The organism is Virgibacillus sp. NKC19-3, from assembly GCF_019837165.1.
GTDB classification, from domain to species: Bacteria; Bacillota; Bacilli; order Bacillales; family Amphibacillaceae; genus Virgibacillus_L; species Virgibacillus_L saliphilus.
Genome location: NZ_JAGYHC010000001.1, coordinates 1,267,032 through 1,285,992, shown reverse-complemented (window position 1 = coordinate 1,285,992; position 18,961 = coordinate 1,267,032). Strand labels below are relative to the sequence as shown.

At 39.8% G+C, this 18,961-nt stretch carries 16 protein-coding genes; 1 reads left to right on the top strand and 15 read right to left on the bottom strand.

Going from position 1 to position 18,961, the window contains the following annotated elements:
• Positions 1 to 115: 115 nt before the first annotated feature.
• From KFZ56_RS06315 to KFZ56_RS06295, 5 genes are all read right to left on the bottom strand, one after another.
• On the bottom strand, positions 116 to 1,156 hold the full coding sequence (locus KFZ56_RS06315; RefSeq protein WP_222640995.1) for an LLM class flavin-dependent oxidoreductase: 1,041 nt from the start codon (positions 1,154 to 1,156) through the stop codon (positions 116 to 118).
• A 206-nt stretch (positions 1,157 to 1,362) separates the two neighbouring features.
• Positions 1,363 to 1,659, bottom strand: a complete 297-nt coding sequence (locus tag KFZ56_RS06310; RefSeq protein WP_222640994.1) for a magnetosome magnetite crystal formation protein family — start codon at positions 1,657 to 1,659, stop codon at positions 1,363 to 1,365.
• A 135-nt stretch (positions 1,660 to 1,794) separates the two neighbouring features.
• Positions 1,795 to 2,739, bottom strand: coding sequence for a tRNA dihydrouridine synthase (locus tag KFZ56_RS06305; RefSeq protein WP_222640993.1), 945 nt, complete (start codon positions 2,737 to 2,739; stop codon positions 1,795 to 1,797).
• A gap of 606 nt (positions 2,740 to 3,345) precedes the next feature.
• On the bottom strand, positions 3,346 to 4,962 hold the full coding sequence (locus tag KFZ56_RS06300) for an ABC transporter permease (RefSeq protein WP_222640992.1): 1,617 nt from the start codon (positions 4,960 to 4,962) through the stop codon (positions 3,346 to 3,348).
• A 22-nt stretch (positions 4,963 to 4,984) separates the two neighbouring features.
• Positions 4,985 to 5,866 carry an ABC transporter ATP-binding protein gene (locus KFZ56_RS06295; protein ID WP_222640991.1) on the bottom strand — a complete coding sequence of 294 codons (882 nt, stop codon included), beginning with the start codon at positions 5,864 to 5,866 and terminating at the stop codon, positions 4,985 to 4,987.
• Positions 5,867 to 6,123: 257 nt separating this feature from the next.
• Here KFZ56_RS06295 and KFZ56_RS06290 point away from each other — a divergent pair, with 257 nt between their 5' ends.
• Positions 6,124 to 6,771 (top strand): TetR/AcrR family transcriptional regulator, encoded by a 648-nt coding sequence (locus KFZ56_RS06290; RefSeq protein WP_255584878.1) that lies wholly within the window; start codon positions 6,124 to 6,126, stop codon positions 6,769 to 6,771.
• 330 nt (positions 6,772 to 7,101) lie between these two features.
• Here the strand turns inward: KFZ56_RS06290 and KFZ56_RS06285 are convergent, their stop codons facing one another.
• From KFZ56_RS06285 to KFZ56_RS06240, 10 genes are all read right to left on the bottom strand, one after another.
• Positions 7,102 to 7,818 (bottom strand): FAD-dependent oxidoreductase, encoded by a 717-nt coding sequence (locus KFZ56_RS06285; protein WP_222640990.1) that lies wholly within the window; start codon positions 7,816 to 7,818, stop codon positions 7,102 to 7,104.
• Between the two features lie 271 nt (positions 7,819 to 8,089).
• On the bottom strand, positions 8,090 to 9,310 hold the full coding sequence (gene hmpA / locus KFZ56_RS06280) for an NO-inducible flavohemoprotein (protein ID WP_222640989.1): 1,221 nt from the start codon (positions 9,308 to 9,310) through the stop codon (positions 8,090 to 8,092).
• Between the two features lie 296 nt (positions 9,311 to 9,606).
• The gene (locus KFZ56_RS06275) at positions 9,607 to 10,620 is read right to left on the bottom strand and encodes an NADP-dependent oxidoreductase (protein ID WP_222640988.1); all 1,014 of its coding nucleotides are present in this window, start codon (positions 10,618 to 10,620) and stop codon (positions 9,607 to 9,609) included.
• Positions 10,621 to 10,876: 256 nt separating this feature from the next.
• Positions 10,877 to 12,253 (bottom strand): 23S rRNA (uracil(1939)-C(5))-methyltransferase RlmD, encoded by a 1,377-nt coding sequence (gene rlmD / locus KFZ56_RS06270; RefSeq protein ID WP_222640987.1) that lies wholly within the window; start codon positions 12,251 to 12,253, stop codon positions 10,877 to 10,879.
• Between the two features lie 74 nt (positions 12,254 to 12,327).
• Positions 12,328 to 13,236 carry a diacylglycerol kinase gene (locus KFZ56_RS06265; protein ID WP_222640986.1) on the bottom strand — a complete coding sequence of 303 codons (909 nt, stop codon included), beginning with the start codon at positions 13,234 to 13,236 and terminating at the stop codon, positions 12,328 to 12,330.
• Between the two features lie 466 nt (positions 13,237 to 13,702).
• Positions 13,703 to 15,133 (bottom strand): Asp-tRNA(Asn)/Glu-tRNA(Gln) amidotransferase subunit GatB, encoded by a 1,431-nt coding sequence (gatB, locus tag KFZ56_RS06260; RefSeq protein WP_222640985.1) that lies wholly within the window; start codon positions 15,131 to 15,133, stop codon positions 13,703 to 13,705.
• Complete coding sequence (gatA, locus tag KFZ56_RS06255) at positions 15,133 to 16,608, bottom strand: Asp-tRNA(Asn)/Glu-tRNA(Gln) amidotransferase subunit GatA (RefSeq protein ID WP_222640983.1); 1,476 nt, start codon at positions 16,606 to 16,608, stop codon at positions 15,133 to 15,135. Before gatA ends, gatB begins: the two co-directional genes overlap by 1 nt.
• A gap of 12 nt (positions 16,609 to 16,620) precedes the next feature.
• Positions 16,621 to 16,911, bottom strand: coding sequence for an Asp-tRNA(Asn)/Glu-tRNA(Gln) amidotransferase subunit GatC (gatC, locus tag KFZ56_RS06250; RefSeq protein WP_222640982.1), 291 nt, complete (start codon positions 16,909 to 16,911; stop codon positions 16,621 to 16,623).
• Positions 16,912 to 17,119: 208 nt separating this feature from the next.
• Positions 17,120 to 17,569, bottom strand: coding sequence for a hypothetical protein (locus KFZ56_RS06245; RefSeq protein WP_222640981.1), 450 nt, complete (start codon positions 17,567 to 17,569; stop codon positions 17,120 to 17,122).
• Positions 17,570 to 17,582: 13 nt separating this feature from the next.
• Positions 17,583 to 18,860, bottom strand: coding sequence for a helix-turn-helix domain-containing protein (locus KFZ56_RS06240; RefSeq protein ID WP_309228259.1), 1,278 nt, complete (start codon positions 18,858 to 18,860; stop codon positions 17,583 to 17,585).
• Between the last annotated feature and the right edge of the window lie 101 nt (positions 18,861 to 18,961).

Sequence of the window (18,961 nt, the reverse complement as noted above, 5' to 3'; positions counted from 1 at the left end):
TCATAAACTCATAAGCAAAGTACAGAGAATTTCAAAGACTCATTTTCATACATGCATGCATTCTGGTGATTTGGTTGGTTCGCACCCTTCTCTCTTTCGTTTCTTCACCCTTTCATCATTGATTAGAAGGGGAAAGGTTAAACGCATCTGCCAAAAGTTCATAAGACCTGTGCCGTGTGTGTTTTTCGGTCAACATGTTCAATATCATGATTTCATCGACCATCGCATCTTCCGCAAGTTTCCTAAGTTGCTTCTCTACCTTTTCCACGCTTCCTATCACAAAGCGGCCTTTATTTTCTCTCCGTACATCTTCCTCCTGAGGTGTATATTCATGGGCCTTTGCCTCTTCAAGCGTTGGAGGAGCCAGTTGAAATTCTCCTGTCCCCCATCGTACCCATTGTAATTCTGCCGGTCCTGCCAGATATTCAGCTTCTTCATCTGTTTCTGCAGCAATGACAATGATAGATAACACGCTTTTCGGTTCAGGCATGTAAGAAGATGGTGTGAAGTTTTCACGATAAGCTCGCAGCATTGGTACAGCTAATTGGGGAGATATGTGAGCTGCAAATACAAAGCCAAGTCCATGCTGTGAAGCGAACTGCATTCCTCCATTACTTGATCCAAGCATATAAATGTCCGGAATCAAATGCTTATCCGGTGAAGGCGTGATTTCTTTAAAAGGATGATCATTTGGAAATGCATGCGAAAAAAAGGAAAGCAATTCATCCAATTGCTCCGGGAAATCATAGGTAGTCACTGCTTCTCGTGACCTTCTTAATGCCAATGCTGTCAGGCCATCCGTCCCGGGCGCCCGCCCGATTCCAAGATCAATTCGACCTGGATGCAGAGCTTCGAGTATGGAGAAATTCTCTGCTACCTTAAGTGGACTGTGATTCGGCAGCATAATTCCGCCAGATCCAATACGAATGTTGTTCGACACAGCTGCTGCATGAGCACCTAATAAATCCGGAGAAGTGCTCATTTGATACTTGGTATTATGATGTTCCGCAAACCAGTAACGAGTATATCCAAGACGATCGGCTAACTGCACGAGGTCTGTAGAATTTTGTAATGTTTGCCATGCTGATTCCCCGTTATACATGGTCGCCAAATCCAAAATGGATAATTTTAAATCTTTTGCTTGATGATTCACCATACTAAATCGTATCCTTTCCTTTTTTATTGCTTAAACAACTCTCCTAGAATCTCACCAGCCTTATACTTTTTAAGTATCTTAGTGAATCGGAGTTCGACCTTCTTAAGTTAAGTATACATGTCTCTTCCTTATATCCGTCAAACGATTTCCTTGGTTCTGTTCCATCATACGAAGTTTTTAAACTAAATTTGATGTTTTTTCGTGATTTAACTCTCTAGTAAAACCTTTATTCCCCTAACAATATTTAAAATAATGTAGTAGATCCCGATCAACGTAAACATGCAAATAATGATCAGCGTTGTTGTTTGGTTCCCAGCATTTAATACCAAGGCTCCCACACCTATAAAAAAAGAAAGATAGGGGACTAAATGTGTCCATAAAGCTTTTCCTGCATGATACCTCACATTCCCCGACGCTATAATAAATATAATAATTGGAAATAAAAATGGTGCAAAAAAGACACTGAAATAACATAAAGAGGACAAAATTTTATCCGCCTTCATACAATTACCTCCTGAAATGATCTGCTTAAAGTGACAATACATAGAATCATTTCTATCTCTGAAATAACAACGAAGCGTTCGCTCTCCTTACATGGAGAGGTCTTCTACCGTACCCATCCGTCTTTTACTCAAACGTTATTCGAGCAATGCACGTACATCATCTGTTGAATTTGTATGCATCAATTGCGCTCGTAGTTCACTTGCCCCTCGAAACCCACGGACATATATCTTAAAAAAGCGACGAAGCGGCTTAAACGGACGAGCTTCCAATTCGGAATATTTATCATGAAGATCCAACTGCAATCTTAAGAGATCAAGCAATTCCTTCCTGCTATGTTCTTTGGGCTGCTTTTCAAAAGCAAATGGATTATTAAAAATACCACGCCCAATCATTACTCCATCCACTCCATACTTGCGAACGAGCTCCAAACCAGTTTGGCGATCCGGAATATCGCCATTGATCGTTAATAGTGTATCGGGTGCCACCTCGTCACGAAGCTTCTTAATTTCCGGGATGACCTCCCAATGTGCATCTACTTTACTCATTTCCTTTTTCGTACGCAGATGGATAGAAAGATTAACAATGTCTTGTTGCAATAGGTGCCTCAGCCAGTCGTACCATTCGTCTACACTCGTGTAACCAAGACGTGTCTTCACACTTACGGGCAATCCTCCTGCCTTTGCTGCTTGTATTAAATCCGCTGCAACTTCCGGACGACGGATTAGGCCACATCCCTTCCCTTTTGTAGCCACATTTGGGACGGGACATCCCATATTGATATCCAACCCGCGAAACCCTTGCTCCGCCATACCAATACTCATTTGCCGAAAATACTCAGGTTTATCCCCCCATATATGGGCTACAATCGGTTGCTCATCCGCTGTAAAAGTCAAACGCCCCCGCACGCTGTGAACCCCCTCTGGATGACAATAACTTTCCGAGTTTGTGAACTCTGTAAAAAACACATCAGGTCTGGCTGCCGCACTTACAACATGACGAAAAACAACATTCGTCACATCTTCCATTGGTGCCAGTATAAAAAACGGCCGTGGTAACGCACGCCAAAAATTATCTATCATATTCAAATTCCTCTCATTATGGAATACTAGAAAGCTTGGTTATCCCCAAGCTTTTGCGTGGCAATCTTAGTTGCACTTATACAGGAAGAAACTGGGACAAAAGTGTTTTTAACAAATAAATTCCGAACATACATCGCTTCGGAAATATACTTCGCTTTCCGCGGGCGGCTGGTGAGCCCCCTTGTGCTATCGCACTTCGGAGTCTCACCTATGCCTTCCCTCCCGCTGGAGTCTCCGCATATTTCCTACGCTAATTTTGATAACATTCGTCTTCTTAATTAAACACTTTTGTTTTGTCCCAGCCTCTTATCTGCCTAGGTTAACATGTAAGCAAAAATGTTCTTTTACACTTATACCATGCTTAAGCACTTTGGATCAACTAGATTGCCATGTTTATTTAAACGCGATTATGTACGCAAGCTCCTTTCAATGTTATCCTTAGCATGTATTCCTTTGGAAGTATAAAGTTGACATAAACAAGGACCCATGTGTTTTTACAATAAAGATCACATACACGGAAAGTTTATAAACCAAACGAAAATAAGCCAACTTATTTCGAAATAAATTGGCTTATCAAGCTTGCATATATTTCTTTTTTATTTGAAGTTAAGCTCCTTCTATCATATCCCGTCTATGATAACCAAGATAACCGATAATCATAAATGCAATACTAATTACCATTATCGTAATAAAAACCGGAGCATCGAAACTTTCTATCGGCATTTGTGGAATCCAGCTTTGTATAGCTGTTTTTGAGAACCATTCCGGTAAGTCCAAAATACCGCCAAAGTAATTTAAGATAAAAGAATAGCCAAGATACGCATAGACTACTTTACCCAACTTTGGTGCCCAGCCAAGCGCTAAAGCTGCAAGTCCTGTAAAGAATAAAACCGATGGCAGGAAGTTGTAGCCGGCTGCAAGAAAATCAGCAATATCCATTGTGCCTTCATCCCCCATAACGGATAAGGCTGTACCGCCAAGCCCGCCAGCAGCCAGTAACGTTCCAATTAACGCGGCAACAATAGCTAAACCAATTGTTGTCCAGTAAAATTGTCCGCGAGTGACTTTTGTGGCGTAAAGCTGACTTAAATGCAATCGACTTTCTTCAGCAAAAAGCTTATTCACAATAACAATCGGCAAAATAGAAACTAGCCCCATCATGACCATCATAATCGTTCCAGTAAAGGACGCTTCAATAGAAACTCCTGATTGCGCAAACATTTGCCTCATCATCTCATTACTTTCCAGAAATGTTTGCATATCCCCATAAATGGATCCATAAGCTGCTCCCATCACTATAAAACCAATCAACCAGCTGATTGTGATTCCCTTATTCAATTGGATAAACAGTCCCCGCACAGACAATAACGACCGTTTCGCATGTTCTCTACCTTCTCTTTCAGGCAGGTAACCTGCGCCCATATCACGCCTGCCCTCCAGCGCAAAAGCAATGATCACCATTACTGCACTGAAAAGCAAAGCGAAAATAATTGGCATCCAGTTGTTATCCGTAAATGGATAAGTCAGATACGTCCAGCTAAGTGGATTAAACATCGAGAAATCCACATTTGATACATCCGTTCCAGCACGAATAATATAAAGTAGACCAACTAAACCCAAAGCTGATCCTGTCGCACTGGATGAAGCAGGCATCATTTGTGCCATCACCAATCCAATAGCTGCTCCAATCACACCGGCTATTCCAACAGAAGTTCCAAATAAAATGGAGCCTTGGACGGAAATCGTATCTCCACCAAAAATCTGGAGCAGTCCGCTAATAAACAGTGCTAATAACCCATTAATAACAATAACTTCTGCCATTGCCGCGAGCGAGTTTGCCTGCCGCCCAATTTGAAATGAGCGTACAAGCTCCGTCAGCCCAAGATCTTCCTCCTTACGTGTGTGCCCTACCACGTGCAGGACAGACATAATCATCGCAAACAAACCGCAGAATAATAACATCTCATGCGCATACATGGCACCTAATGTGTAATCAGTTGCTGTATCAATTGGCGTTGGACCGACCATGGATATCATCGCTGGATTTTGCAACGTTTCATACATGCCTATTAAACCTTGCCCTTTTGCTATTTCTTCAAATGCCGGAACAAAAGCCCCTGAAAACAAGCCAATTCCAAGAACCCAAAAAATCATTTTTTTCCAATCACGCTTTATATATTGCAAAAATAGTGTATCCCAACGTGCAAATTTTTCTTTAAACATCTTTTCACCTCCCTATCTACGCTTAACCTTCATAGTGACGCATAAATAAATCTTCGAGCGTCGGCGGAACAGCTTCAAACTTCTTCACACCCAGCTTGGTTGCTTCTGTTAAAATATGGTTGATATATTTGTTGTCAGCAGAAAATGTAGCCTGATTGTCTTTTTGCGAGAAATCGTGGACACCTTCAATAGACTCCATTTTGGAAACATCGTCTTCTGTTGTTAAAGTTACAGCAGAACGGGTCAAATGCCGTAACTCATCCAATGTCCCCGCTTCTACAATTTCACCCTGACGTATAATGACAACCCTATCAGCTAAACGCTCTACCTCACTCAGAATATGAGAAGACAGCAAAATGGATTTCCCTGCTTCCTTTATTTTCTCCACTTCTTCCTGAAAAACGGATTCCATCAATGGATCAAGGCCAGAAGTCGGCTCATCAAATATATATAAATCCGAATCCACGGATAGCGCTGCGATCAAACCAACTTTTTGTCGGTTCCCTTTCGAATACCCTTTGGATTTTTTCTTCGGGTCTAATTCAAAACGTTTGATTAAATAATCACGTTTTTGTTTATCTCCACCGCCATGTAACTTCATAAACAAGTCAATGATTTCTCCACCAGTTAGACTCCCCCAAAGCGCAACATCCCCTGGTACATAAGAAATACGTTTATGAATTTCCAAACTTTCTTTCCAAACATCCTTTCCGAAAATTTCCGCTTGCCCGCCGTCACGCTTAATAATTCCCAATAACGTACGAATCGTGGTCGATTTACCGGCGCCATTCGGCCCGATAAACCCGACAACTTCTCCCTCCTCTACCGTGAAAGTTACATCGCTTAACGCTTGAAACCTACCAAACTTCTTTTGCAACCCTTGTAATTTCACCATGTTTGTCATGAGGCTGACACTCCTTTTTCTCCTTGTTATACACCGTTTTATCTCGTCCTGCTTATTCAATCATTTAGAAGAACAAATAAAACTATAATTTTATTTTTAGTTCACAATAACACATTAAATAAAAAGTTTTAAACCATATAACTACTTTATGGTTCAATTTTATTCTCTTTTATCCATGAAGTCAATATAATATATACTATTTTTTATTTGCCAGTTCATAATTAGACAGATATAATAAATAGGAAGAGATACGTTCATTGAAACAAAATTTTTTAATGAATGTTCAAAGAAAGCGGGTCATACATGTGAATGGTTTTGAAAAACGAACAGAAGAAAAGAAAAAGAAAATTTTAGATGCCACTTTTGAGTTGATGAATAAAGATGATGATGCCGGAAATGTAACCATGGAAGAAATCGCTCAACGAGCAAATGTCGGTAAAGCTACCCTTTTTAAATATTTTGGCAGCAAAGATAATCTTATCCATGAAGTTTACCAGCATTTTATTGATCAACTAATTACCGGTGCCAGAGAAATTGTAGCTGAAAATAAATCGTTTGAAGAAACGCTAATTGCATTGAGCCAAAATAAAATCGGCTATTTAGATAAAATCAATCATCAATTCTATATGAGAATGATGGATTTCTTTACGAAAAAGGACGATGCAGGCCAGTCTTTGATGATGCAGAAATTTAATGAAGTCAATTACGGCATGTTATTGGATTTATTTCATCGGGGGCGTAAAGAGGGAAAAGTGGACTTGAAATATTCGGATGAATTTCTGCTGCTGTATTTCCAGGCGATTGTAGAAGGCATTTCCAAGCCGCAAATTTATGAGAAAATCGCCCCCTATACAGAAGAATGGACGGAGATGCTCATTAAAGGGATTGCACCGGGGAAGCATTAACATTTAGTTGGCTACAGGCAGCGAGGAGCATGAAGTTCAAGAATTTCATGCTCTAAATACCCTAGACGGAAGCATTACATAAAAAAATAGCATTCCACAGGAGAAAACTTCCCATAGAATGCCATTTCATTTTTATTGTAATCCCATTGGTTTAGTTAAAACGACGGGTAAAAACAGGATGGTGATCCCATTTCCATAACTGTTTGCGTCCTTGCCACATTCATAAAACAACCATGCAGACATTTCTTGCTCACATGACTATTTTCACAGTATTATACTTGAACATGGCATAAAGTAATGTTACTTATCGGATAAACTGGTTTTCTTTTCTTAATATCCTGCAAACTCTTCTGTACGAATATTATCTTCATTTACACCGGCTTCAACAAGCATTTTCTGCATTGCTTCTACCATATTTCCAGGACCGGACAAATAATAGATTGGTTTATTTATATCTGAAACATGTCGTTTAAGCATGTCTGCATCAATGTGGCCCAGTTCCCCATTCCACTCATCCGCACTTGATCTCGTCATGACAGGAACAAACTTGAAATTTGGATTTTGTTTTTCCATATTCTCAAGATCAGATAGAAACGGAGCATCATCTGGTGTTTTATTCGAGTACAGCAACGTAAGTTCATGATCCGTTTGCTGATTTGTAGCCTCCGCAATCATGCTTCGGATAGGTGTAATACCAATGCCGCCAATGATAAATACAGCCGGGGTTGATTCCGTTTTATGCAGGGTAAAGCTTCCGTTCGCCCCATCAAATGCTACTTCACTACCTTCTGGCAAATCTTTTAAAACCCGCTTAAACGCTGAATCCCTCAGGCGAGTAGCTGTGACCAATTCATTTTCACTCGGCGCATAAACGAGTGACAACGCCCGTTTCGTCCCTTCTTCATCGATCTCACTCGGATTAATCAATTTGATATGAGTAAGCTGACCAGCTTTAAATTCAAATCCTTCTGGCATTTCCCAGTGGAAAGCCATGGTATCATTCGCGACTAATTCTTTTTTCTTTAATTTAATCTTACTATTCGCCATTTCCATTCGCTCCTTTGCATAGCGTTAACCTCTTAACAAGAAGAGGATGGTTGTATATCACCATAATATTCACATTGTATTTCTTCCCTTCTATTTACGTTTTCAAACAAACAGGCTCATCTATTACTTGAAATGAGTTGTTGTAGCATTTGATTGAATAATAATTAGAGCTACGTCTTATTTAAGCTGTCTTTCTTAAACTAAAATAAATAAAGGATGTCCTCTTTGTTTCATTTGGGCGAATGTTACAATGACATAAACTCCTCCTGACCTATGCTTCTTCGATTGTACTGATAGGACTGAATAATTCATAAGTACGTTTTTCTTTTGGTACGCCCCATTCCTTAAGTGCACCGTTTATAGCTTTTAAGAAGGGAAGCGGACCGCAAAAATAAAAGTCTTTCCGATTATCGGATAAAACAGTTTTTAACCAGTTCAAGTTAATAAAACCCTCTTTATCATAACGCTTTTCGGATCGGTCTTGTTCAGTTGGGGCAGAATAGCATACAAAGGAAGTTATATTCTTGTGTTCCTTCACTAATTCTTCCACATGTTCTCTCATCGCATGAACTTTACTATTCGCAGCTGCATGGATAAATGTGATTTCGCGGTCAGAGTGAGTCTCAACCAACGTATTGAACATACTCATCATTGGCGTAATCCCAACTCCCCCACTAAGCAAAACAATCGGTTGTCCTTCTGTTTTAAACGTAAAATCACCAGCCGGGGCTCTAATAGGCAGTACGTCTCCTACTGCAACTTCATGATGGAGGTAATTCGATACAATTCCAGCAGGTGCACCGTTAAGGGCATCTTCACGCTTAACACTAATCCGGTAATATTCATGATTGGGGGCATCTGACAAGCTATAATGTCTCATATGAAAATATTTTTCGCCCTTGATATCTGCCTGTATTGTAAGGTACTGACCAGGATTATAGACAGGAATTCTCTTTCCATCTTCAGGCTTTAAATAGAAAGAAGTAATCACATCACTCTCTTTCACTTTTTGAGCTACATAGAAAGAACGGTTGCCAACCCAGCCACCTGGCTGCAACTCGGTCTGTTTGTAAAGTTTATTCTCTATATCAATAAAAAAATCTGCAATGGCTTGGTAAGCTTTCTCCCAAGCCTCAATAACTTCATCCGTTGCCGCATCACCGAGAACATCTTTTACAGCCTCGATTAAATTTTCGCCAACTATCGGATATTGCTCGGCCTGCACACCCAATGCCCGATGCTTTTCCGTCACTCTTTCCACCATTGTTTCGACTGCTTTTAAATTGTCAATATTTGCCCCAGCTAAATAAACGCCATAGGCTAATGCTTCCTGTTGGAAACCGCGTTTTTGATTGGTTTGATTGAACATGTTGTACAACTCCGGCACGCGTGAAAATAACAATTCATAAAACCTTTTGCCAATCTCCTTACTGTGCTCCTGTAACAGCGGAGCAGTTGATTTAACTATTTTTATCGTACTTTCGTCAAGCATTGGTTTACCCCTTCCATATTTAATACTGCTTTCATGGTTAGTATGTACTTCTTCCCTTATCTTAATGTTCTAGGAGGAAAAACATTTATTCCGCAACGCTATTTCTACATAGAACAGATTTTATGGTGGGGTTGCTTATATAATTAAAAAACCGCCAATCCACATATGATGAATCATGGATCAGACGGTTTGGAGTTTTATTTATTTGGTATAAGTATTTGAGAAAAAAGGACAAGGTCAATGAAGATCCCGGAACACCCTGAAACTACAGTTACTCAGCATAAAAGCAAATAAGCTTAATCCTCATCAGCAACCTTTACAAGCTGCTTACCGATATTTTCTCCGGAAAACAGTCCTAGAAATGCATCCGGAATAGCGTGAAATCCTTCATGAATGGTCTCTTCAAATGTCAGCTCATCATTAGAAACTGCTTCTTCCAGTACTTGATAGGCTTCATCATTGTATGCTGCAAAATCCCCGACAAGTAACCCTTGCATTTTAACACGTGATTTAATAAGAAACTGTTGAACACGCAAACCTATATCTTTCTCTCCCTCTTTCAGATTGTAAGCAGAGATCGCGCCACATACAGGTACACGAGCGAAGACATTTAATAAAGGCCAGACTGCATCTGAGATGTCACCTCCAACATTTTCATAATAGACATCTATCCCATCCGGACAGGTCTCTTTTAACTGCCCACGGACATCCCCTTTTTTATATTCCACGGCTGCGTCATATCCAAGTGTTTCTGTGATGTATGTTGCTTTTTTCTCTGATCCAACAATTCCGACGACACGAGCTCCAGCCCTTTTTGCCAATTGTCCAGCGATTTGTCCTACTGCTCCTGCAGCACCGGACACAACGACGGTCTCCCCCGCTTTAGGTTCTCCAATATGCATCATTCCAAAATAAGCAGTCAATGCAGGCATACCTAATACACTAAGTGCACTGCTGGGACTTAAAGCTTTCGTGCTGACCTTTCGAATCTGATCTGTTGTTACAACATTATATTGTTGAAATTCAAGATTTCCCGTCACCAAGTCTCCTTCCATCAATTGTTCACTATTGGATTTGACCACCTGACTGACTATCCCACCTGCTAAAGGGGATCCAACTTCAAACGGAGCTACATATGACGGTGCATCAGACATTCTCCCTCGCATATACGGATCGACAGAAACATATAGGGTTTTCAGTAAAACCTCGTTTTCTGCCGGCTCAGCAACCTCGATCGTTTTAAATTGAAATGTATTTTCATTTGGCAATCCATTTGGACGCTCTTGTAGGATTAATTGTTCTTGTTTCATTTTATGTCCTCCTTGATTCTGCTTATCTTAATCAAATCGTATTCCTTTTACTATTCCACCCTACATAAAACAATAAACATAACAGGATTTATATGGGTTGTTTTCTTTGAGAGCATGGATACTAATGTTAAATCGCTTAAAAAGATAGTACAATCAGCATTAATACCAACAATCTATAAACTTTTGAACTTATTTTCATCATTTGAGCGTACACACACTTGTGAAACACCTTGAAAAGAAAGGTTTAGTTTTGTCTCTACATCATTTTCCGTTCTATTGAAACGACACACTCTACATGACTGGTATTCGGAAACATATCTATTGGCTGCACTTGTTTCGTTTCATATCCTCCATCTTCAAGGATACGAAGGTCACGTGCTAACGTCGACGGATTGCAGGATACATAAACAATTCGCTTTGGCTTCATCGCCATCATTGCCTCCAGAAAATCAATATCGCAGCCTTTTCGTGGTGGGTCTACGACAATAAGGTCAGGGTCTAAGCCTTGCTCTTTCCACTTCGGCATGACTTTCTCTGCTTGGCCAACAGCAAATTCCACATTGTTTCTTCCATTTAATGCTGCATTCATGTTCGCATCCTTAATTGCCTCTGGAACCATTTCAATCCCATATACTTTCTTCGCCTTTTGCGCTAAGAATAACGAAATAGTCCCAATACCACAGTACGCATCGACAACAACATCATCCTTATCCATATTGGCATATTCCAGTGCTTTGTCATACAATACCTTTGTTTGTACTGGATTGACCTGGAAGAAAGATTTAGGAGAAATGGCAAAGGTAAGATCTCCAATCTTATCGTAAATATAATGATCTCCCCAAAGGACTTTCGTTTTCTTACCTAGCACGACATTGGTTCGTTGATCATTTATATTTTGAACAATCGATTTCACTTGTGGAAATTGATTGGTTAACTCCTCTGTGATTCTATCTTTCTCCGGGAAACTTGCTGTTTTCGTCACAAAAACGATCATTACATCCTTCGTATGATGCCCAGTACGTACCATAATATGGCGTAATTGCCCACGGTGAGACGTTTCATCATACGCCTGAATGCCATATTTATTCATTAGTTGGCGTGTAAATGGTAGTATTTCATTCATTGCCTCATCTTGCATATAGCATGTATCTTGATTTTGCAGAATTCGATGACTTCTCTTTTGATAAAAGCCGGTGATAAGCTCTCCATTTTGTTCGCCTACAGGAATCTGTACCTTATTACGATAATGAGATGGTTCCTCCATCCCTATTATAGGTTGGATCGGAACTTGTTCGAAATGAGCAATCTTTTTCATCACATTATGGACGTGATCTTGTTTCATTTGCAGCTGAAGCTCGTAACTCATATGCTGTAGTTGGCATCCGCCACAATGAACATGACAGGTTGGTTCGATCCGATGTGGGCTTAATTTTGTAACCTTAAGCAATTTCCCAAATCCGAAATTTTTATTCACTTTAACTACTTTCACGGTTGCTTCTTCCCCAGGTAATCCGTATGGGACAAATAGTGGATAGCCTTCGATTTTACCTACACCATTTCCTTCATGCGTCAGATCTTCAAAACGAAGGGTGATTGTTTCATTCTTTTTTACTGGAGCTGTTTGTTTTGCCATATTTATCTTCCTTTACGTTAACAAGTGAATTTTATCTTATCATATCCGGGTTATAAAGAAAAAAGACTACGCCGTTAGTAGTCTTCTTTCTCTAGAAGTTTATCCGATACCAGTAATTCAATATGCTGCTGCAGATTGACGAATTCTCCTGGCAGCAACCCACCAAATTCCCCATCTATATTTAATTGCATTTTTTCATCTGTTGACACGTTTATATTTTTAGCTTGTACATAAATGATGTTTTCACTTTCCAAATGGAGACCACGCAATGCCAGTGTTGCAATTCGAATAAAGTCTGCCAAATTCGTCTTACGTAAAATCAGTAAATCAAAATAACCATCATTAAGTTTGGCATCTGGTGCAAGCTTTTCAAACCCACCGACCGAATTCGTGTTAGCTACTAGAAACAGCATGATGTCTTCATCAATGACATTCCCATCATATTCTATTTTGGTCTGTATGGGCTTTAAGGATGGAAGCATCTCGATCCCTTTGACATAATAAGCAAGATGGCCAAGCATTGTTTTTAACTTACTTGGAACATCATAAGTAAGCTCCGTTAACTTTCCGCCACCGGCAATATTCATGAAATAATGACCATTTACTTTTCCAATATCTAAAAACATCGATTGATCCGCTAAAATGATATCAACCGCTTTCTGAATATCACGCGGAATGTTTAATGCACGAGCAAAGTCGTTCGTCGTTCCACCTGGAATAATACCAAGTTTCGGTCTGTTCGCTTGCTCTGCTATACCATTGATCACTTCATTAATCGTGCCATCTCCTCCAGCAACAACAATTAGATCATATTTCCGTTCTACAGCCGCTCTAGCAGCATCTGTTGCATCGCCTTCACGGGTTGTCGCATGGGCAGATGTTTCATACCCAGCAATTTCAAGTCGTTCCAACACAGTAGGTAATTCTTTTTTAAAAATTTCTCGACCGGATGTCGGATTATAAATGATTCGGGCTTTTCGCATTATGTTCCCTCCCCATTACTTTCATCATGCAGGGCTGCTTTTTGTTATTATATACGTTACATCTTAGTAAACATGAGGCTGGGACAAAAATGTTTTTAACAAATAAATTCTGACCATACATCGCTTCTAAAAATATACGTCACGCACCTTAGGGCGGCTGGTGAGACCCCTTGTGCGCTTCGTGTTGCAAGTGACTTCGAGGGGCAGCACTCCTCGCAAAAAAGATTGCTACCCGCGTCTTTAAGTGTCTCACCTATGCCTTTTCTCCCGCTGGAGTCTCCGCATATTTCCTACGCTAAGTTTGGTAATGTTCGTCTTTTTAATAAAACACGTTTGTTTTGACCCAGCCTCTTAGTTGCACTTATGCAGTAAGGACTGCCAAAAACTATCATAGCCCTTTTTACGCAATTTGAAAAGGGGTTAAGATCACAGAACTACACGTCTAAGAAAGGAAACCGTTCCAAAATTATCGTTTATCGATTTCTTCTACAAGAATCTTATTAACCATAGGTGGATTGGCCTGACCTTTGCTTGCTTTCATAACCTGTCCGACAAGGAAGCCTAACGCTTTTCCTTTGCCATCTTTGTAATCACTGATGGATTGTTCATTTTCATCCAGAACACCCGAGATAATTTCTTTTAACTGACCTTCATCGGAAATTTGGACAAGTCCTTTTTCTTTCACAATTGTCTCCGGATCACCGCCATTTTCAACTAATTCAGCGAACACCTTCTTCGCCATCTTCGAAGATAACGTGCCATCCTCGATCAATTGAATCATGTCGGCTAAACTTTGAGGAGTTACCTGTAGGTCGTTAAGCTCTTTCTGGTGCTTGTTCATGTAGGCCGAAACTTCACCCATTAACCAGTTTGAAGCCTGCTTAATAGCGGCACCATGCTGTACTGCCTCTTCGAAAAAGTCAGCCATCTGCTTGGAATTCGTTAAAACAGCAGCATCATATTCCGACAATCCCAGTTCCTCCATGTAGCGTTCTTTCCTTGCATCCGGAAGCTCCGGAATTTCTCCCCGGATTCGTTCTTTCCATTCCTCATCAATAAATAGCGGCAAAAGATCTGGTTCCGGGAAGTAACGGTAGTCATCAGATCCTTCTTTTACACGCATGAGAATCGTTTCTTTCGTCTTCTCGTCATAGCGCCGTGTCTCCTGCAGAATCTCTCCACCGGATAATAACGCTTTCTCCTGACGTTTTTCTTCAAATTCAAGCCCTTTTTGTACAAAGGCAAAGGAATTCAGGTTTTTCAATTCCACTTTTTCTCCGAATGTTTCCTGACCAATTGGTCTTAGTGAAATATTAGCATCACATCGCAAGGACCCTTCTTCCATTTTCACGTCGGACACACCTGTATACTGTATGATATTTTTCAGCTTCTCCAAATATGCATACGCTTCTTCCGGTGTGCTCATATCCGGCTCCGATACAATTTCAATTAATGGCGTGCCTTGCCGGTTAAAATCGATGAAGGAATAGCCGTCTTCCCCGTGGGTCAATTTACCTGCATCTTCTTCAAGGTGCAGGCGTGTAATCCCGAGACGCTTTTTCTTCCCATGAACTTCGACTTCGATCCAACCGTTTTCTCCTATTGGTTTATCAAATTGAGAAATCTGATAGGCCTTTGGATTATCCGGATAATAATAGTTTTTCCGGTCAAATTTCGTATATTCCGCGATTTCGCAGTTTAATGCCATCGCAGCTTTCATAGCGAAATTAATCGCTTCTTCGTTTACCACAGGAAGTGTGCCCGGATAACCTAAATCAATTGGATTCACATTTGTATTCGGTTCAGCACCGAAATTATTTGGACTGGGACTAAATATTTTCGATTTTGTTTTTAATTCCACATGAACTTCAAGTCCAATAACTGTTTCAAAATTCATTATGCATTGGCACCTCCTAATTGAGGTCGTTTTGTATGGTGATCTGTTGCTTGTTCATACGCATATGCCGCCTGATAGACGGTACGCTCATCAAAATGTTTTCCAATAATTTGCAGGCCGAATGGGAGTCCATCATCGGAAAATCCACAAGGGAGTGAGATCCCCGGTAAACCTGCCAAATTCACTGGAATCGTTAAAATATCATTGGTATACATGGTCAATGGATCATCAGTCTTTTCCCCAATCTTAAATGCAGGCGTTGGGGTTGTTGGACCGATTACGACATCATAATCGTTAAAGACCGCATCAAAATCATTTTTAAATAGTGTACGTACTTTTTGTGCTTTTTTGTAATAGGCATCATAATAGCCGGAGCTAAGTGCAAATGTCCCCAACATAATACGCCGTTTTACTTCTTCTCCGAAGCCTTCACTGCGAGACAGTTTGAACATATCCATCATATTGGTAGCATTCGATGAACGTGTTCCATAACGTACACCGTCAAAACGGGCAAGGTTCGCAGACGCTTCTGATGACGCGATAATATAATAAGCGGAAATGGCGTACTTCGTATGCGGCAGGGAAACTTCTTCCCACGAAGCCCCCAATGACTCATATACATCCAGCGCCCGTTTCACGGATTCTTTCACTTCTTCGGAGACACCTTCACCAAGATATTCTTTTGGTACGGCTATTTTCAATCCTTTTATATCATTGGTCAGAGCATCCGTAAACGCCGGCACTTCCACATCCGCACTTGTGGAGTCATTTGTATCATAGCCTGAGATTACTTCAAGTACCCTCGCATTATCCTCTACTGTACGAGTGACCGGTCCGATTTGATCAAGGGATGATGCAAATGCAACCAAGCCAAAACGCGAAACGCGACCATACGTTGGTTTCATGCCTACCACACCACAAAATGATGCTGGTTGACGAATCGATCCACCTGTATCTGACCCTAAACTAAATACCACTTCTCCGGCTGCTACGGAAGCAGCGGAACCACCACTGGATCCACCTGGTACATAATCGGTATTCCATGGATTACGCGCAGCATCAAATCCTGAGTTTTCGTTGGAAGAACCCATAGCAAATTCGTCCATATTCAGTTTTCCAATTGTAATCGCTTTTTCCGCGTTTAACTTATTCATCACAGTTGCATCATAGAGCGGGTCGTCAAAGTTTCTTAAAAATTGACTCGCACAAGTTGTCCGAAGACCCATTGTGACGATGTTATCTTTAATACCACTTGGCATCCCGAACAGACGATTCAACCGGTCATCACTTGCCGTTTTATCAAGTTCCTTCGCTTGCCCGCGTGCTTTTTCTTCATTCAATGTCAAAAAGGCCTTCACTTGATCATCTACTTCTCTAATACGATTATAAGAAATATCGACCAGGTCTTCTACTGAGATCTCTTTCGTATGTAGCTTTTCTTCTAATTCCTTTATACTGTAGTCAAATAATGACATAATCTATCCTCCCTACTCCAATATCGATGGCACTTTGAAATGACCAGCCTGTTTGTCGGGAGCGTTTTTCAATGCTTCCTCTTTCTTTGTCCATCGTTTCGGCTCGTCCTTGCGCAATACATTCAAATGTTCTTGATCATAAATAGTTGGTTCGATATCTGTTGTATCGAGTTCATTTAACTGATCCGCAAAATGAATCATGGATCCTAATTCCGTTGTCAGTTTTTCCGCTTCTTCATCACTAACTGCAAGCCGTGCCAAATGCGCGACATGCTTCACCTGATCCTTTGAAATATCTGTCATATCCTACACCTCCAAAAAAGGGCCTTAGATAACTCTCACAATACTATTGATAATAGCAGAATTAGACATGCTTTCGCAACTAATTGGTTGATTTCGGTTTCTGCTTGATGAAAACAAAAAAAGGCCTGAAATAGCTTCCACACTATTTCAGGCAACTCCATCATATAGTAATAGGGTAAAAAAATTACGGACTAGCATCCTTCAACATTTATAAAAGGGCGCTAGGTTGTTCGACTGATAAGACACTTGGTTCTACATTCATAGCTAATTCAGCAGGACTGTCAACTGATAAAATGCTTGGTTCTACATTCATAGCCAATTCAGCAGGACTGTCAACTGATAAAATACTTGGTTCTACATTCATAGCTAATTCAGCAGGACTGTCAACTGATAAAATGCTTGGTTCTACATTCATAGCCAATTCAGCAGGGCTGTCAGCTGATAAAATACTTGGTTCTACATTCATAGCCAATTCAGCAGGGCTGTCAGCTGATAAAATACTTGGTTCTACATTCATAGCCAATTCAGCAGGGCTGTCAGCTGATAAAATACTTGGTTCTACATTCATAGTTAGATCAGTTGACTGATGGTCTTCTGCGAATAAGAAGCTTGCTACAAAAACAGTTCCTAATCCTACAGAAACTAAGAATTTCTTCATATTTATCCCCCCTTTAAATATTGATTAACCCCTCATATGTTTGATTCGCGAGTTTATAGTATTTAACAGATTCTTTATACTTACCTAGCTCTTCAAAATGACTACCCAGCATATTTGAATAAACAACCAAATTACCGTAATCATTATGCTTCTTTAAGTAAGGTATAAATTTATCTGTAACTATCGATCTAAACTTATCATGCTCTTTATTTAGGGCATACGTATATGTTTGAATAATATAATTATATAGTTGATAATAATAATCATCTTTTGCCAAATCTAATATCTCTTTCGCCTTATTAATCATAAACCTTGTTTTTTCATAATCCTTAATATTATAATACTCTTTTATTAATGAGGTGATTGCAGCAAGTCTTTCATTCAAATGAACTTCTATATCATCTACTACATTCACAAAATACTTAATGGCCTCTTCGGTATTACCAATTGTGGAGTACAACGATCCTAAATTATGATTCGTCAATTGAATTACTTGTCTGTTTTTATTTAACTCGGCTAAGTGTTTTGCTATGTTATAATTTTTAATAGCTTTATCGTACATCTTAATTCTAGAGTATGAAATTCCTAATAAAATATGACACTGGGCACAGCGAATAAAATTATATTCGCGTTGAAAAATATCCATTGCCTTACTTGCATAATCAATTACTTCCAAGGTGTTTCGGAGCTTACTATGCGTTACTGCAATCGTATATTGCAAATCACCTAATTCTTTATCTTCCAATTCAAATTGATTTTGCCTCTCCTCCGCTAATCTGTATAGTCTCATCGCCTCATTAAAATCACCATTTAAAGAATTATAATTCCCGCGAAACTTAAACCAATAAAACTGATGTAAATTATCAAATGAACTGGATACTTCATTCAACTCATTAATCTTATCCAACGCTTTCTCAAATTCTCCCAGGACCAGGTAATACCTCACTTTATGAATCTCAAACAATAATAAGCTATTCGTGAGATTTGTGTCCATTAAGGCTTGCACTTCATGGTATTTCTCAATAATCTCTTCTTTATCATTTACAGCAAATAACATACTGTACCACTCTTTACATTTTTCCTGAATCGTCGTTTCCAATTCGTTGTCTAATTGGATGCCCAGGCGGGTACATAGCATTTGGATGACCTCCGGGCTTGCTTCTGTTTTCTTATTTTCTATCTTGGATAAATAGGACAAAGAAACTACGCCTTTCGCTAATTCTCCCTGTGTCATTTCCTTTTTGCGTCGTTGTAATTTGATAAAGGATCCGATCTCTACCAATGTCCTCACCCTAACATCACATGAATTTCATTTCCTTGGTAGCTACCAAGTTTTTCTAATATGTGTCTATTATAACATACTTTCAGATAATTCATATTGGGAAAATCATA

Excerpts from the sequence above, each read along its gene's own strand:
- rlmD (WP_222640987.1), bottom strand. The coding sequence starts at position 12,253 with ATGGCAAAACAAACAGCTCCAGTAAAAAAGAATGAAACAATCACCCTT.
- gatC (WP_222640982.1), bottom strand. The coding sequence starts at position 16,911 with ATGACAGATATTTCAAAGGATCAGGTGAAGCATGTCGCGCATTTGGCA.
- KFZ56_RS06265 (WP_222640986.1), bottom strand. The coding sequence starts at position 13,236 with ATGCGAAAAGCCCGAATCATTTATAATCCGACATCCGGTCGAGAAATT.
- gatA (WP_222640983.1), bottom strand. The coding sequence starts at position 16,608 with ATGTCATTATTTGACTACAGTATAAAGGAATTAGAAGAAAAGCTACAT.
- KFZ56_RS06295 (WP_222640991.1), bottom strand. The coding sequence starts at position 5,866 with ATGACAAACATGGTGAAATTACAAGGGTTGCAAAAGAAGTTTGGTAGG.
- KFZ56_RS06315 (WP_222640995.1), bottom strand. The coding sequence starts at position 1,156 with ATGGTGAATCATCAAGCAAAAGATTTAAAATTATCCATTTTGGATTTG.
- KFZ56_RS06275 (WP_222640988.1), bottom strand. The coding sequence starts at position 10,620 with ATGAAACAAGAACAATTAATCCTACAAGAGCGTCCAAATGGATTGCCA.
- KFZ56_RS06305 (WP_222640993.1), bottom strand. The coding sequence starts at position 2,739 with ATGATAGATAATTTTTGGCGTGCGTTACCACGGCCGTTTTTTATACTG.
- KFZ56_RS06300 (WP_222640992.1), bottom strand. The coding sequence starts at position 4,962 with ATGTTTAAAGAAAAATTTGCACGTTGGGATACACTATTTTTGCAATAT.
- hmpA (WP_222640989.1), bottom strand. The coding sequence starts at position 9,310 with ATGCTTGACGAAAGTACGATAAAAATAGTTAAATCAACTGCTCCGCTG.
- KFZ56_RS06310 (WP_222640994.1), bottom strand. The coding sequence starts at position 1,659 with ATGAAGGCGGATAAAATTTTGTCCTCTTTATGTTATTTCAGTGTCTTT.
- KFZ56_RS06245 (WP_222640981.1), bottom strand. The coding sequence starts at position 17,569 with ATGAAGAAATTCTTAGTTTCTGTAGGATTAGGAACTGTTTTTGTAGCA.
- gatB (WP_222640985.1), bottom strand. The coding sequence starts at position 15,133 with ATGAATTTTGAAACAGTTATTGGACTTGAAGTTCATGTGGAATTAAAA.
- KFZ56_RS06285 (WP_222640990.1), bottom strand. The coding sequence starts at position 7,818 with ATGGCGAATAGTAAGATTAAATTAAAGAAAAAAGAATTAGTCGCGAAT.